Annotated in this window: 15 protein-coding genes; 10 read left to right on the top strand and 5 right to left on the bottom strand. The window is 41.2% G+C overall.

All coding sequences use genetic code 11. The annotated features are described in order from the left end of the window. Positions 1-50: 50 nt before the first annotated feature. On the top strand, positions 51-1,361 hold the full coding sequence (locus ACOQON_RS14840) for a hypothetical protein (RefSeq protein WP_420576204.1): 1,311 nt from the start codon (positions 51-53) through the stop codon (positions 1,359-1,361). A 39-nt stretch (positions 1,362-1,400) separates the two neighbouring features. Then, entirely contained in the window at positions 1,401-2,192 is a 792-nt protein-coding gene (locus ACOQON_RS14835; RefSeq protein WP_420576203.1) for a glycosyltransferase family 92 protein, read from the top strand. Here ACOQON_RS14835 and ACOQON_RS14830 read toward each other — a convergent pair whose 3' ends face one another. After that, entirely contained in the window at positions 2,193-3,107 is a 915-nt protein-coding gene (locus ACOQON_RS14830; RefSeq protein WP_420576202.1) for a Stealth CR1 domain-containing protein, read from the bottom strand. A 40-nt stretch (positions 3,108-3,147) separates the two neighbouring features. Here ACOQON_RS14830 and ACOQON_RS14825 point away from each other — a divergent pair, with 40 nt between their 5' ends. Then, a complete protein-coding gene (locus ACOQON_RS14825; RefSeq protein ID WP_420576201.1) occupies positions 3,148-3,744 on the top strand; it encodes a LicD family protein in 597 nt (198 codons plus the stop codon). Here the strand turns inward: ACOQON_RS14825 and ACOQON_RS14820 are convergent. Further along, positions 3,741-4,460 (bottom strand): NTP transferase domain-containing protein, encoded by a 720-nt coding sequence (locus tag ACOQON_RS14820; RefSeq protein WP_420576200.1) that lies wholly within the window; start codon positions 4,458-4,460, stop codon positions 3,741-3,743. The two genes, ACOQON_RS14825 and ACOQON_RS14820, sit on opposite strands and share 4 nt — an antisense overlap. Positions 4,461-4,620: 160 nt before the next feature. Here ACOQON_RS14820 and aepX point away from each other — a divergent pair, with 160 nt between their 5' ends. Genes aepX through ACOQON_RS14805 form a run of 3 tightly spaced genes read left to right on the top strand, consistent with a single transcriptional unit; the run spans position 4,621 to position 8,127 of the window. Beyond that, positions 4,621-5,913, top strand: coding sequence for a phosphoenolpyruvate mutase (gene aepX / locus ACOQON_RS14815; RefSeq protein ID WP_420576199.1), 1,293 nt, complete (start codon positions 4,621-4,623; stop codon positions 5,911-5,913). After that, positions 5,913-7,031: a phosphonopyruvate decarboxylase gene (gene aepY / locus ACOQON_RS14810; RefSeq protein ID WP_420576198.1), complete on the top strand. Its 1,119-nt coding sequence runs from the start codon at positions 5,913-5,915 to the stop codon at positions 7,029-7,031. The genes aepX and aepY overlap by 1 nt, the downstream gene beginning before the upstream one ends. A 4-nt stretch (positions 7,032-7,035) precedes the next feature. Continuing rightward, entirely contained in the window at positions 7,036-8,127 is a 1,092-nt protein-coding gene (locus tag ACOQON_RS14805) for a 2-aminoethylphosphonate aminotransferase (RefSeq protein ID WP_420576197.1), read from the top strand. On the opposite strand, the gene ACOQON_RS14800 is transcribed toward ACOQON_RS14805, so the two are convergent. Then, positions 8,115-9,215, bottom strand: coding sequence for a glycosyltransferase family 4 protein (locus ACOQON_RS14800; protein WP_420576196.1), 1,101 nt, complete (start codon positions 9,213-9,215; stop codon positions 8,115-8,117). The two genes, ACOQON_RS14805 and ACOQON_RS14800, sit on opposite strands and share 13 nt — an antisense overlap. Between ACOQON_RS14800 and ACOQON_RS14795 the strand changes: the two genes are divergently transcribed. Genes ACOQON_RS14795 through ACOQON_RS14780 form a run of 4 tightly spaced genes read left to right on the top strand, consistent with a single transcriptional unit; the run spans position 9,215 to position 12,999 of the window. After that, positions 9,215-10,006 (top strand): DUF3108 domain-containing protein, encoded by a 792-nt coding sequence (locus ACOQON_RS14795; protein ID WP_420576195.1) that lies wholly within the window; start codon positions 9,215-9,217, stop codon positions 10,004-10,006. The two genes, ACOQON_RS14800 and ACOQON_RS14795, sit on opposite strands and share 1 nt — an antisense overlap. Before the next feature lie 32 nt (positions 10,007-10,038). Further along, a complete protein-coding gene (locus tag ACOQON_RS14790) occupies positions 10,039-11,130 on the top strand; it encodes a phospholipase D-like domain-containing protein (RefSeq protein WP_420576194.1) in 1,092 nt (363 codons plus the stop codon). 18 nt (positions 11,131-11,148) lie between these two features. Further along, positions 11,149-12,081, top strand: a complete 933-nt coding sequence (locus tag ACOQON_RS14785; protein ID WP_420576193.1) for a fatty acid desaturase — start codon at positions 11,149-11,151, stop codon at positions 12,079-12,081. 3 nt (positions 12,082-12,084) lie between these two features. Then, positions 12,085-12,999, top strand: a complete 915-nt coding sequence (locus tag ACOQON_RS14780) for a CDP-alcohol phosphatidyltransferase family protein (RefSeq protein WP_420576192.1) — start codon at positions 12,085-12,087, stop codon at positions 12,997-12,999. Between the two features lies 1 nt (position 13,000). Here ACOQON_RS14780 and ACOQON_RS14775 read toward each other — a convergent pair whose 3' ends face one another. Then, complete coding sequence (locus tag ACOQON_RS14775; RefSeq protein ID WP_420576191.1) at positions 13,001-13,252, bottom strand: acyl carrier protein; 252 nt, start codon at positions 13,250-13,252, stop codon at positions 13,001-13,003. Further along, positions 13,249-14,532, bottom strand: coding sequence for a beta-ketoacyl-[acyl-carrier-protein] synthase family protein (locus ACOQON_RS14770; protein WP_420576190.1), 1,284 nt, complete (start codon positions 14,530-14,532; stop codon positions 13,249-13,251). Before ACOQON_RS14770 ends, ACOQON_RS14775 begins: the two co-directional genes overlap by 4 nt. Between the last annotated feature and the right edge of the window lie 3 nt (positions 14,533-14,535).

The raw sequence follows: 14,535 nt of genomic DNA, 5'->3' as shown, positions 1-14,535 counted from the left end.
ATTCAAAGTCTTTCGATAAATGACTTTCTTTGCGGGAAACCGAAACAATTTTGACTAAGAAGGTTCTTTTAATTTCACCCTACTTTCCACCACACAGAGCAATCGGTACAAAGCGAGCAATTAATTTTGTTCAGGGTGTACATGGGAAAGAGAATTGGGAGGTTATCGTATTAACAAGTAAACCATTGAATGATAACAATGATCCAAGCCTGTTGCATCAAGTACCAGAAGGGGTGATCACAAATTATAGTTTTGTTGGTGCCTTGCGACCTATTATCCAATTTTTCTCAGGTAGTAAAAAGAAGACCTCAAAAGTCACACTTGCCAAACCGGTATCCAATCCGAAAGTTGCAAAAAAGAAGAGCAGTCAAAAAGGTTCACTCACACCTTTTGATCAGTATTTGTGGGATGTTGGAGCAGGTGTTAGAAATGGAAAAAAGCTAATCGAGAAATATAGGCCAGATGCGATTTGGGTTAATGCTGATCCATGGTCTGGTTTTTTGGTTGCTGACAAACTCAGTAGAAAGTATAATATTCCCTGGGTAGCCGATTTAAGAGATCCTTGGACCGTCTTCGAAAAAAAGATGGATTTGAGACCTAAATTAACCGCAAAAATTATTCGGTGGTATGAACGGAAATTCTTCACCTCCGCAACTAAAGTAGTTCTTAACACGGAAACTGCTTGCCAGGCTTACACGAATGCCTATCCTGAATCGCTTCAGGGAAAGTTTACGTTTATTCGTAACGCGTTCAACGAGAATCTTTTAATAGGTGATCAAGCAGAAAATTCAACTCAAAAACCCTTCATTTTTGGTTATTACGGAGGGTTTAGAAAGTTTGTGCCCTCCCAGTATTTATTAAAAGGCTTTTCTGAGTTCGTCAAACAAAATGGATTAAGCCCTGATCAAGTTCGAATTGATGTTAGAGGGAATGTATATTCAGATTTTTGGGATCAAGTCACCGAATATCAAGTACATAATTATGTAACTGTTGAAAGAGAGGTAAATCTGAATGAGACCGTTTCATTGTTAAGGTCATGGGATGTGCTGTTGCTTAGTGCGATTCATGATTTCAGGTGGATGATTTCCGCAAAATTTTATGACTACATCTATGCAAGAAAGCCAATTTTGGCTGTTTCTGACAATGAGGAATTGAATCAACTAATAGAAACAACGAAATCGGGCAAGTGGGCGAACACAGACGAGCCCAATAAAATTTCAAGAATGTTTGAAGGCTTCTATAATGCCGGAAAGACAGATCTTTTATCAAATGAAGAGCTGATAAAGTCTTTTGGGTTTGAGCATCAAGCTTCTCTTTTTAGAAAAGAGCTAAACGAGATTACTCCTGCTGAAAAAGCATAGTTGCATTGTATACCTTTGCGCCGATTTAAAAAATGTATAATGGCCAAGAAACATTTTCTAACCTTCGCAACAAATTTTAAGAACGAAAATCCATACTTGAAAGATTGGCTGGATTACCACATAAAAGTAGGTGTCAACCACTTTTACTTGTATGATCAGGACGGAGGTGAAGAGGCTAAGGAGATATTAAAGCCCTATGAAGAGAAAAGGTATGTGACCAGGCATCCATGGACCCACTTAGATGGAACTAAGTACGACGGGGCTACAAAATGGTGGCAGAGAAATAAAAACCACATGGGGTTTGCTCATGCTGCGAAAAACTACCGAAGAGAGTTTCAATGGCTGATGAAAATTGATGTGGATGAGTTTTTATTTCCGCTGGATGGGAGTGACCATTTGCACACCTGGCTCAAAACTGTAAATGAGAAGAAGATCAAAGGAATCAAACTTCCGCGTATCAATTTTGGTAACAACGGGTACGATAAAAAACCTGAAAAATCTGTCTTGGAAGCATATATCAAAAGAGAGGAAAACTATTCAGATCATAAAGATCTCGGAAATGGTGATTTCCTTTCCAGTAATCGCTTTGCATATAGTGCTCACTGGTGGCATTATAAATGGTACAAATTTGGAAAAATGATTACTGACACAGATAGGATGGGCTGGCGTATAAATCATTATTACACCAAATCATTAGAAGAATACTTGTCTCGACAAAATGTTTCCGGCGGAAGGCCAGTTGGAAGGGAAGGTTTTGACGAAAAGAATCGTGGCTGTAATGATGTCGAAGATACTAGTATGCCAGACTTGCTAAAGAGAATTGATTGGTAATCACCTCTCAAATTCAGATTTTTCCGGGTAATATCCGGCTAAAAAATTCTGTACAATTTCAACGACGTTTAGATTGGGGTCATTCCCCTGATCATCATTCAGGCAATAGAATTTTGGCTGCTTCTTTTCGAGCCATTTGAAAACTCGCTGCTGCTTTCTCAGGTTGTTGGTGATTTTATGGAATGCATGGATCTTCAATAGCTCCGAAAGCTTAATAGCCTTGGAGTGCGCTGATTGATACTTTAACGTATACCAGCGATATAGCTTGTAAGTCATTACATCCGTTCCCTCACGAAATTTATGAGATTTGATTTCTTCAATTAATTCCGGACGAACATCCTGCATGCCCTGCCACCATTCTTTTCTGATAAGAAGCGGGGAATGTTCAATAAGACCCAATCCTACAATGTCATTTTTCTTATTGTAAATTCTCCAGCTAAGATTTTCACCAAATAGCGTTCCATGTATCAGTACCTTGCCATCCTTGGTGTAGAAATCTTCCGGGAATACCTCACTTCCGAAAAGGAAGTCATCATTGAGGTAAATGAAATCTTCAGACAAGCCAGGGATTTTGTGAATATAGCTTTCGATAACATTGTAATTGAAGGTGGGCACATCCTGCTCCTCAAACACTTCATCGTGATGAATGACTGATATCTTAGGGTGATCAATATTGAGCCAGTCCGGTTTCTGAGGGCGACATGTGAATATATAGATGTGGTTAATCCAGGACGCAAATTTTTCAACGGATCGCAAACTATATTTCATTAGTTGAAAAAGATCTCGATAGCGTTCGGGGTTGAGATCCAATGGCTTTTCTGAATATTTATTCACCAATTTTTGATACTCCAGATCATTGCCATCCACCCAGGTATATACTAAATCGATCGACTTATTTAACTCTGTCTTGCTCAACGATTCCAATTAGTTAACACGAATTACCTTCTTTTGCGTCATGATTCGTCTGATCCAATATTTCAAACGCGTTGCAAATGTAGTTTTATTCGCTTTGCCCGGTCAATATCGTAAGCGAAAGCTTGCGATTTTGGAAGAGATGTTTCGCAAATCAATTAGCGTTCTCAAAGAATCAGGAGAGTCGTACTGGTTGGATTTTGGAACATTGCTGGGGTATCACCGAACGGGTGGAATAATTCCACATGACATAGACATTGATGTGGCCATGATGGAAAGTGCCTATGAGTCGGTAAAAAAATTAGAAGATAAAATGCCCAAGGGTCTGCGGTTTTATGACACCTCCTCAAACCATGAAGGTCCTAAGATTTACTTCTCGTATAAAGGATATGATTTTGACATTTTCTTCTATGAAGACGAAGGAGATACCATCCGAAGCTTTGTTGAAGCCAACTGGCCCAATGAGCGTCAACGCATCTTCAAGGAATTGGTCTTTCCGCTAAAAGAAGACACCTTTCTGGGTGAAGAGGTGACCGTACCTAGAAACACTCCTGGCTATTTGGAGCAGATGTATGGTTATTTAGGAATAGGAGGATGGAGAGATCAAAAAACAGGATTGTGGCATCCACCAAAAGCTTAATCTAACCGAGGTAGAATTTTCTCCTTAGCCCGCTCCAGATGGTCTTGGTTATCAATTTCACACCACACTAAGTCTTCTAGTTTTAGTACTTCAACAGGGTGATCATCTGATAATTGTGCGATAGCCATTTCGTAATCTTTTTTTGAGCCATCTTCAGCCTCTTTGTGGTGTGCTTTCAATTTTTTAAGTAGGTCAATTGAAATCTTCCATACCCCTACCAACTCTGCATCGACCGATCGTAGCTCCCCTTTTTGCTTTGAAAGATTTTTCAATCTCCCGTCCTCTACCTCAACATATACTTCGTCATTTGACTGAGTAAATCCACTACAGAGTATGATGTCTTTTGCCTTAGCCTCAATCAAACTTTTTATGGCATCAGAATGATAAAGCAAGTCGGATTCCAATAAGAGAAAATCTCCTTTGATCAGGTCAGATCCATAAATCAACGTGTGGAAACTTCCAGTTGTAGCATAGTCTGGACTTAAGAAGGTGGTCAACCCATGTTCCTTCGCAAATTTCTCATAATGCTCATGCAAATGACCAGTGCCAATGATTATGTTTTTAATGCCATTTTCCTTCAGGATTCTTATGGATCGTTCAATGAGTTTTTCTTCACCCACTTGCATAAATCCTTTTGGAATATCGAATGTGTATGGCTGAAGTCTTGTGCCCCTTCCGGCAGCTAAAATCACGGCAGTTTCAATCGTTTGCGTCATCTCTTGAAAATAAAGAGGGGAATCCCTCGGTTTCCAATTACTTTTGCGCGAAGATAGAATATTCTAAATCGCGATGGGCGGACATAAATTCATAATTATAAATATTCTATTTGGGGGTAAATGAATTTATGTGCACCTATTACAAAATTTTCATACTTAGATGAAGAAAGTATACGTAGGAATGGGGACAGACCTCATCCACCATGGACACATAAATATTATTGAAGTCGCTCGAGAATTGGGTGAAGTAACTGTAGGGCTACTGTCGGACAAGGCGGTGAGTAAATACAGCCGGACCCCCTTCTTATCTTATGATGAGCGAAAAAAAATCCTTGAAAACCTGAAAGGGGTTGAGAATGTCATTCTTCAGGAGGATTTGGATTATGAAAAAAATCTACGTGAGGTTAAACCTGATTATGTGGTGCATGGGAGTGACTGGAAAACGGGTCCTCAAAAGCATATTCGGGACAAAGTGATCAAGCTTTTGGAAGAGTGGGGCGGTGAACTCGTAGAGCCGGAATATACATCAGGTATTTCATCAACCGGTTTGAGACAGGCGATGAAGGAGGTCGGAACTACTCCAGACATTCGTAGAAGAATGTTAAGAAGGCTATTGGAGTCAAAAGACATTGTTCGAGTACTGGAAGCTCATAACGGAATCTCAGCCTTGATTGTAGAAGAAACAAAAGTAGATGCCGGAAATGAATCAAGAGAGTTTGATGCCATGTGGGTGAGTTCTTTGACAGACTCTACAGCGAAAGGAAAACCAGATACGGAATACGTAGATAGAACGTCTCGATTCAATACAATCAATGACATTCTGGATGTAACAACCAAGCCAATCATATTGGATGGAGATACAGGGGGTGTTACAGAACACTTTGCCATGTTGGTGAAAAACCTGGAGCGCTTAGGAGTTTCCGCTGTGATCATTGAAGATAAGGTGGGTTTGAAAAGAAATTCACTTTTTGGAACCGATGTGAAGCAGGAGTTGGACACGATAGAAGGATTCTCAGAAAAAATCAATACGGGTAAGAAAGCCCAGGTTACTGAAGATTTCATGATCATCGCACGCTTGGAGAGTCTGATCGCTGATCATGGAATGGAAGACGCACTAGAAAGAGCAAAGGCTTACATCGAAGCAGGTGCAGATGCGATCATGATTCACAGCCGTCATAAGGATGGAGCAGAGATCATGGAATTTATGAAACGATATCAGGAGTTTGAATACAAAGTGCCGGTTGTTTCTGTGCCTTCTTCTTACAATCAGTTTACTGAAGATGAACTAAAAGAAGCTGGATTTAGTATCGTTATTTATGCAAACCATTTACTTCGAGCTGCCTTCCCTGCAATGAAAAGAACTGCAGAATCCATTTTGGAAAACAAACGCTCAAAAGAGGCGGATGAGTTTTGCATGTCTATCAAAGAAATTTTGACCATTCTTCCTAACTAATGCTAAACCCTCAGAAATTTCTAAAATCAATTCGTTCACAGGGCATTGAGTTTTCCGCCGGTGTACCCGATTCATTATTGAAAGACTTTTGCTCGGTCATGACAGATGAAGGGTCGGACATCATAGCGGCTAATGAAGGTGGAGCCATTGCTTTGGGCATGGGCCATCATTTAGCAACCGGAAAAATTCCATTGGTTTATATGCAGAATTCCGGCTTTGGAAACTGTGTAAACCCATTGACATCTCTGGCGGATAAAGAGGTGTACTCTATCCCGATGTTACTTATGATCGGGTGGAGGGGAGAACCCGGAGTGAAAGATGAACCTCAGCACGTGAAGCAAGGACGAATTTCTGAGGAACTTTTACAGGCTATGGAGATTCCATATGCGATCTTGTCAGGAGATGAGGCAGAAGCAGAGAGTCAGTTGGCAGAGGCAGTGAAGGTGATGGGTGAGATGCAGGCACCATTTGCACTGCTTGTTCGAAAGGATACATTCGAAAAATATAAGCTTCAAACTAAAGTAAAGAACCCGTATACGATTAACCGTGAGGAAGTGATCGAATGGATGCTGAAAGAGATGGAAGAAGAGGCTGTGATCGTTTCCACTACCGGAAAATCATCTCGTGAGGTTTTTGAGATCAGAGCAAAAAATAACATGGGCCATGGTAAGGATTTCCTTACAGTTGGTGGAATGGGGCATGCATCTCAGATTGCTTTAGGAATAGCACTGAGTAAGAAAAACAGACCGGTTTATTGTCTGGATGGAGATGGGGCTACCATTATGCATATGGGTGCTGGTGCGATTGTTGGAAACCAACCCGCACCAAACTATAAGCATATTTTGATCAACAATGGCTGCCATGAATCTGTAGGTGGACAGGCCACCGTTGGCTTTGCTATTGACTTTCAAAAAATAGCAGAGGCTTCCGGATACAAACAAACATGGTTGGTTGACAAGATGGATGATCTGCCGGCAGTTTGGGGGAAATTCCAGCATACCAAGGGTCCGGTTCTTTTGGAAATCAGAACCACAGAAGCTTCTCGCGCAGATCTGGGCAGACCAACAACGACACCTGTTCAGAACAAGGAGGCGTTCATGAAAAACCTTAGCAATTAATACGATGCTACACAAAAAGGAACTTAATCGTAAAATACTATTAAATCCAGGTCCTGCTACTACCTCTCAGCGAGTGAAAGAGGCACAATTGGTTTCGGATATTTGCCCGAGGGAAAAAGAGTTTGGACAGGTGATGCATGACATCTGTGATGGAATTCTGAAAGTCGGAAATGGCCAAAACTCGCATCGGGTAGCCTTATTTGGTTCAAGTGGCACAGGGGCGATGGAAGCTTGTCTGGTTTCTGCGATTGGAAAGAATGATCATGTGCTTGTCATTACGAATGGAGCGTATGGTATCCGAATCAAGGCGATATGTGATGGTTATGGGTTGAAGAATACCTCCATGTTTGAGTTTGGTGATTATCCCGAGCCAACAAAGATCAAAGAAGCTCTGGCATCAGGTAAGTATACGCATCTGGCGATGGTGCATCACGAAACTTCTACAGGGATGATGGATCCACTGGAAGAGGTGGCTGAGATTTGTAAAGAGACCAAGGTTAAATACATCGTCGATGCGATGAGTTCGTATGGTGCATATCCGATTGATTTGGCAGGGCTTCACATTGACTACCTTTTCTCAAGCTCCAATAAATGTATCCACGGGATGGCTGGCTTATCGTTTGTGATTTTTCATAAGGATCGAACAGAGGATTTAAAAAATAATGGTACCGGCTTCTACTTTGATGTGTACAAGCAATGGGACAATCTGCAACAAAAAGATCAGCTGAGGTTTACTCCTCCGGTACAGACGAGCTATGCGTTTCTAGAGGCGATTAAAGAGCACGAAGAGGAGGGATTGGAAAATCGTTGGAAAAGATACCAGGCCAACTGGCAGAAACTCTATGATGGGTTTACTGAGCTTGGATTTACGCCTTTTCTACCACTTGAGCAGGAGTCTAAGATACTTCTGGCGTTGAATCTTGATAAACCCGGATTGGATTTCAACCATTTTCATGATTATCTCTATGAAAACGGGATTACGATATATCCGGGGGTGATACCTGAAAGCAAGACATTTCGTGTTGCTGTGATAGGTGATCTTTACGAAGAGGACATGGATTACGTGATGGAGAAGGTACGGGCTTACTTCAAGTAAACCTCATTCACCTCTTTAGAGACTTCCGACCAATCATACTTTTTCACTTCCTCCAAACCATGTTTGGATAACTCTTGCCGTTTGGAAGAGGGGATAAACTTTTCTATACAAGAGGCAAACTCTTCCAGATTCCCTGGCTCAGCAAATCCAATTTTCATCTCCTCAGTGATCACATTCTTGTATCCTGAATTAGCATAGCCGGCGATGGGTGTACCCACTGCCATAGATTCAAGGAGAACTATGCCAAAGCTTTCCCCGTAGAGTGCAGGTGCTAGGTAAATGTCAGACTCTTTGAGCAAGCGATATTTTTCTTTTTCGCTGACAAATCCCAGCATTTCCACATCTTTCAAGTTGAGATCAGAAATAAATTTTTCCAGCTCAGCTCTTCCATCACCATCTCCGGCAATTACCAGTTTCATTTGTGGATACCGTTGCTTTAGGAGGTGAAAGGCCTGAAGCGCATGCATGACCCCTTTTCGTGGTTCCAATCTCCCCATGAAGAACATCTGGAAGTATTCATCGTTTCTTGTGCTCTTTTTTGGTGCCAAGGATGCGATTTCCTCCAGGTCAATGCCATTGGGAATGATGTGTATTTTTCGCTTCGAAAACCTTGAAATATATGCTGACTGGCTTTTGGAAACAGAGATTATCTGGTCAAGAAATGTAAAAATTCCACGCGCTACCGTAGGCATAATCCAGTCGCCTACAAACTGGCTTTTGGGAGTATCGTGAAAAGTAGCTATTTGCTTCGCTTTCGAATGCCTGAGTACCTGAAATGGTAGCAGAGGATTCCATATCGTATGATAATGGATAATGTCAAAGGATTCTGTCTTTAGAAATGACTTCAATGACTTCTTTTCTTCCTTCAGTGCAATGTTCACATCGATCTTAGTCCCTCCAATGTTTACCGATCTATTTTTGCCGAAAAAATGAACGTTTTTTTCTTCCACTAAATTGGCATTAATATTGGGTGCAATGATCTTAACCTGATGACCTATCATTGTAAGATGTTTCGACAAACTCACAATGTGAGACTTAACACCACCCGGGCGTGAAAAATCATATGGACAAACAAGCGCGATTTTCATTGACTACAATCTTACGGCGTTGGATCGGCATGGCTGTGCTGCTTGCGCTGCTTTTTGCCAGTCTTCAATCCGAGGCTCAAAGTAAATCATATCCTTTTAAACCCGGGGAAAAACTGACCTATAACATGAAGTTTGGTTGGTTCAATATCGGAGAGGCAGTGGTATGGCTCGATCCGGAATTCCACTATCCAAATGGTAAGAAAAAGCCTCATTATAAAGTTCAGTTTACAGTGACAACAGCCAGCTGGTTTAAGGTATTTTCCAAGCTGAGCGTTTGCATGGAATCATTAATTGAGGTGAATCAACTTCAGCCACTTCGCTCAGATAGAGATATGGAGGGTAAGGGATCAATAGACATTCGGCATGATTATTTTTCATATGCAGATTCTGTATCCGTCAAGGCTTATATTGAGGATATTGATGAATGGCGGCATCATAAGTTTCCTACCGGAAATGTACCTATTAGAGACGCACTCAGTACGTATATGTGGTTGAGGAGTAGAGATAAATCTCAGTTTACACGTACGGTTGAAGTGCGAACATTCTTTTCTAATGATCTTTATGAATTTAAAATGCTGCCCGGAGAGAGCACGACACATAAGTATGATAGCAGGAAGGTAAGAGCACTGGAGTTTGGATTGGTATTTCCTGAAGGGGAGTACTTTGACAAAGGCAAAACCGGTCGTGTGATCATGAGTGATGATCGTAATCGGTTTCCTCTGAGATTTGAAATTGACATGACGGTCGGCTCATTTGTCTTCGATCTGCACAAGGTGGAGTATATGGACTAGTATCCGTTAACTTTGCTATTCAAAAAATTTCATTGGCTAAATCAAAGATCTTACTAGGTTCAGAGGCTTTTATGAAAAGGCTGGAGGAGGTAGCTTCAAATGCATCCCAGACCTTTTATGCTCAGGCAATGACCTTCGAAGGGGATCAAGCTGGCAAGTGGCTGGTTGAAGTAATGAAATCAAGTCCGGCCAAAGAGAAAAAGCTTTTGATAGATAGCTACTCTAAGTTGGTTATTAATGATCAATTCATACCTTCTCTCAAATACCTTCAGGATCTTGAATTTAGAAATGAGGTAAAAGAGACTTCTAAGCTGGTAAAGGAAGCTCACCAAAATGGGATAGAGGTGAAATTCACCAATCCCATTGGGTTTTTAGCTCTTAAATATCCTCTCAGAAACCATAAAAAAATGGTCATTATTGATGGGGAGGTAAGTTTTTTGGGAGGAATAAATTTTAGTGATCACAATTTTGCCTGGCACGACATGATGGTAGAGGTGTCGGATCAGAAGCTGGGAAGGAGTTTGGTAGAGGATTTTGAAAAGACCTGGCAAGGCCAAAATCAGTCGCTAACCATTGAAACTGATCAGGGCCAATTATATCTCTTTAACGGATCCAAAAGCAAAAAGCTCTATCAATCATTTTTTGACCACATTAGAAGTGCTAAAAAGCAAGTGCAGGTGATCTCACCTTATATTTCTGAGCCATTATTGGGGGTATTGCGATCGATTGCTGACATGGGTGTAGAGATCACTGTTATTTCTCCACAGGAGAACAATAAGTCGATCTTTAAGAACATCATTTTATCAGAGCAGGAAAAGGGATATTTCCACTTAAAGGAATACCCTGGGATGTCACATATGAAGGCCATTTTGATAGATGATGAAAAATTGATTTTTGGGAGTAGTAATTACGATCTGGTAAGTTATTATTTTGAGCAAGAGGTGGTGTTTGTGTCTGAGGACATTGCATTGATCAGGGAATTCCGGGAGAAAGTACTGGCCGGCGTAGGAGCATTCAATGCTGACGCAGTTTCAGCATTTGGAAAACGAAAGGCTGATTTTTTAATGGGAATGCTCAATAAAGTAGGCGGATTTATGTCAAGAACTTTTTTACGTCCCCATTAGTTAAATTTGCGGTTGATTATGAAGGACTTAGATTTTATAAGAAGCGAAGAGAAAGAACCTCACTTTCAGCGGAGAAAAGTGATCATGGAGGAGCATCCAGAAGTTAAAAAGCTATTTGGGAACGATCCTTCATTGATTTTTAAGACATTATTTGTGGCGGCATTACAGCTTGCTATTCCAATTTTTTTCCTACCGGATAATCCGTGGTTATTCGGTTTACTTGTACTATTAGTTGGAACCACACTTACACACATTATTGTATTGGCTGTTCATGAGATCACGCATGACCTGGCCTTCAAGAAGAAAGTTCTAAATAATTGGCTGGCTATTATAGTCAACTTCCCGCTTGTAGTGCCATTTGCTATGGCATTTAAAGCATATCACGCAAAACATCACTGGCATCAGGGAAAGGAAGGAGTCGATACAGATTTGGCGGTTTCATGGGAGGCCAGATTCTTTCGTGGACCCATTGGAAAATTTGTCTGGTTGATTATTCAGATCCCGATTTATGCCATCCGTCCTTTATTTGTTCATCCAATGGTGCCAGATAAATGGCAAATCATCAATGCCATTGTGCAGGTTTCTGCTATGGTTGGATTTTACTTTTTGGCGGGATGGGAAGGATTTCTGTATCTGGGGCTTTCTACAGCGTTAGCTACAGGATTACACCCTATCTCAGGTCACTTCGTTGCAGAACATTTTGTGTATAAAGAAGGTCAGGAAACCTACTCATATTATGGATGGTGGAACAAGTTGATCTGGAATGTAGGCTATCACAATGAGCATCACGACTTTCCCACCATTCCGGGATCAAAGCTCCCCGAGTTAAAGAAAATTGCTTCTGAGCACTATGATAATCTTTATGCGCACAAAAGCTATTCGAAGGTTATCTGGCAGTTTTTGTTTGACAACAAGATTTCTCTATTCTCACGAGTTAAGCGAAACAAGTAATCAATGCTCAACTACTTCAAGAGGAGATATCAAAATCACCTGGACAAGGTATTATCCACTATTAAGTTAATTGATGTAGAAGAGCGCTACGATCTTCATTTTAGCAGGTTCTACGGACTTTACTTCGCCAATGCAGCCAAGTGGCTAAAAATGACGCCAACACAGGTATCCATCATCAGTTTAGCGATAGGAGTTGTTGGAGGATCACTATTTTACTATCAGGATCAATTTTGGATTGTAGCTCTTGGAGGGTTTCTTGTGACATGGGCAGGTGTGCTTGATAGTGCCGATGGTCAGCTTGCTCGAATGACTGGTCAGTCTTCTGAACTTGGACGTCAGATTGATGGCTTAATTGATAACCTGGTTTTTATCTCATGTTACATAGGAGGAACGCTTTTTCTTATCCCTATTTATGGATACTGGATACTTCTGTTAATGGTAGCGGCAGGACTTGCACACAGTTACAAGGCGGGACTTTATGAGTTTTATAAGTCTGAATACATTTTTCTGGTCGGGAAATCTCAAGCAGGGTATATCCCATTGACTAAGGATGAAATCAAACCTACAGGAGATAAATGGCATCATAGAATCATGCATTATATCAACCTGGACTATACGGGTAAGCAGATAAGCTCTACTACAAGATCACCTGAGGAGCGTAGAAAAATGCGTGAACTTGCAGAAAATAATCCCGAGGAATTCGATCCACTTTATAAGAAATGGAATTTTAAGATGCTATTTTGGTGGGCATGGCTTGGTGGAAGCAATACCCACCGCAATGCGATGGTAGTTTCTGCACTCTTTGGAAGATTTGAGATCTATTTGGTTGCCAGTCTTATTTGGACATTAGGCTACCTGCCTCTGAATATCATTCAGAGGAAATATGATCAAAAGTTATTGAAGGAGTTGACCAACTAGATTAGGCAGTCTTTTTCAAAACTACGTCGATTGAATCCTGAACGGTATTCATTTCACCAATCACGTCATCATCAATCATGATGTCGAATTTATCCTCAATATCCAGCACGATATCTACGATGTGTGCAGAATTAATCATCAAATCATTGATCAGGTGCTTATCTTCAGACACCTCAGTAGCCATTACATCTTCAGGAAGGTAAGGCTTTATGATGTTAATCAGGTCGGTTTTTACAGTTTCTCTAGTCATCATTCTTTGTATTTCCTTAAAACGAGCGCGCAATTTAAATCACCAAAGCCAAAATTAGCTTTGATAATAGTGTTCACTTCCTTGTCTTGGCAACTCGTTGGGATACAACCCCCAAAAATTTCTGAAGAAATTTCTGGATGAATATTTTCGACATTTAAATTGGCGTGCACAAAGTCTTTATGCAATTGCAATACACTGGCAACCAGCTCGACCGAACCAGCCCCTGCTACTGCATGACCGATCATAGATTTGGGTGTGTTAATCAGAGGAAAACCATCACCTGACCTTCCAAGAGCAGCAACCCAATTCCTTATTTCTGCCGGATCACCTTTTGTAGAGGTAAGGTGCCCGTTGATGAGGTCGATTTCTTTAGGATCAATTTCAGAACTTTTTATGGCTCGTTTGATACAATCCTGAACGGCTTCTGGATTTGCAGCCGTCATTGTACCACCGCTTCGCTGGCCACCGGAGTTTACATGTCCACCTAAGATTTCTCCATAGATTTTAGCACCTCTGGCTTTTGCACTTTCAAGTGTCTCCAGAACTAATGCACCGGATCCACCGGATGGGACGAACCCTGTTGAGGAATCACTCATGGGTCTTGATCCAAACTCCGGATTGTCGTTTGAATCTGAGCAGAGTACCCTCATCGCATCGAATGCAGCCCAGATATATCTTCCATCACCTTCGGTACTCCCACATATCATGCGATCGGCTTTTCCGAGGGCTAAATGTTCATATCCCATCAAAACAGCTTCTGACCCTGTTATACAAGCAGATGAGTTGGACTGAATTCGGTTTCCTAAACCTAAAATATTGTTAAGGTAAGCGGCAGCCCCACTGTTCATGCACTCAGAGATGGTTCGTGAACCCAACTTTCTACTTTCCCCATTATCGATTGGGTAGGCAGGAAAATCCCGATTGATAAAGCTATCGAAGCTGAGGTCACCTGCTCCGAAGATCATCCCCGAGTTGTAGTCCGTATTTTCTGTGTTGGGCTCAAGACCGGCATCTTTCCATGCTTCAACACCTGCGAGCATTGCATAAAGAATGCCTTTGTTAGTGATTTTTTCTGCTAGCAATCGTGGCAGATGATCGCCTAGATTTACCGAAGAAAGATCGGGGGCTCCACCAATCTGACATCTCAGGTTGATTTTATCTAGTTCTTCCCAATGCTTGATTCCGGATTTCCCTTCCCGCAATGCTTTTTCATAATTATCAACGCCAATTGCATTAGCGGATACGACTCCTAGTCCGGTTATTACAACTCTATGTTTTTCCAAAAT

It is taken from the genome of Ekhidna sp., from assembly GCF_965221965.1.
Classification (GTDB): Bacteria; Bacteroidota; Bacteroidia; order Cytophagales; family Cyclobacteriaceae; genus Ekhidna.
The sequence above is the reverse complement of the archived record's forward strand: the minus strand, read 5'-3'. Positions and strand labels throughout refer to the sequence as shown.

Excerpts from the sequence above, each read along its gene's own strand:
- ACOQON_RS14835 (WP_420576203.1), top strand. The coding sequence starts at position 1,401 with ATGGCCAAGAAACATTTTCTAACCTTCGCAACAAATTTTAAGAACGAA.
- ACOQON_RS14825 (WP_420576201.1), top strand. The coding sequence starts at position 3,148 with ATGATTCGTCTGATCCAATATTTCAAACGCGTTGCAAATGTAGTTTTA.
- ACOQON_RS14820 (WP_420576200.1), bottom strand. The coding sequence starts at position 4,460 with ATGACGCAAACGATTGAAACTGCCGTGATTTTAGCTGCCGGAAGGGGC.
- aepX (WP_420576199.1), top strand. The coding sequence starts at position 4,621 with ATGAAGAAAGTATACGTAGGAATGGGGACAGACCTCATCCACCATGGA.
- aepY (WP_420576198.1), top strand. The coding sequence starts at position 5,913 with ATGCTAAACCCTCAGAAATTTCTAAAATCAATTCGTTCACAGGGCATT.
- ACOQON_RS14805 (WP_420576197.1), top strand. The coding sequence starts at position 7,036 with ATGCTACACAAAAAGGAACTTAATCGTAAAATACTATTAAATCCAGGT.
- ACOQON_RS14800 (WP_420576196.1), bottom strand. The coding sequence starts at position 9,215 with ATGAAAATCGCGCTTGTTTGTCCATATGATTTTTCACGCCCGGGTGGT.
- ACOQON_RS14785 (WP_420576193.1), top strand. The coding sequence starts at position 11,149 with ATGAAGGACTTAGATTTTATAAGAAGCGAAGAGAAAGAACCTCACTTT.
- ACOQON_RS14780 (WP_420576192.1), top strand. The coding sequence starts at position 12,085 with ATGCTCAACTACTTCAAGAGGAGATATCAAAATCACCTGGACAAGGTA.
- ACOQON_RS14775 (WP_420576191.1), bottom strand. The coding sequence starts at position 13,252 with ATGATGACTAGAGAAACTGTAAAAACCGACCTGATTAACATCATAAAG.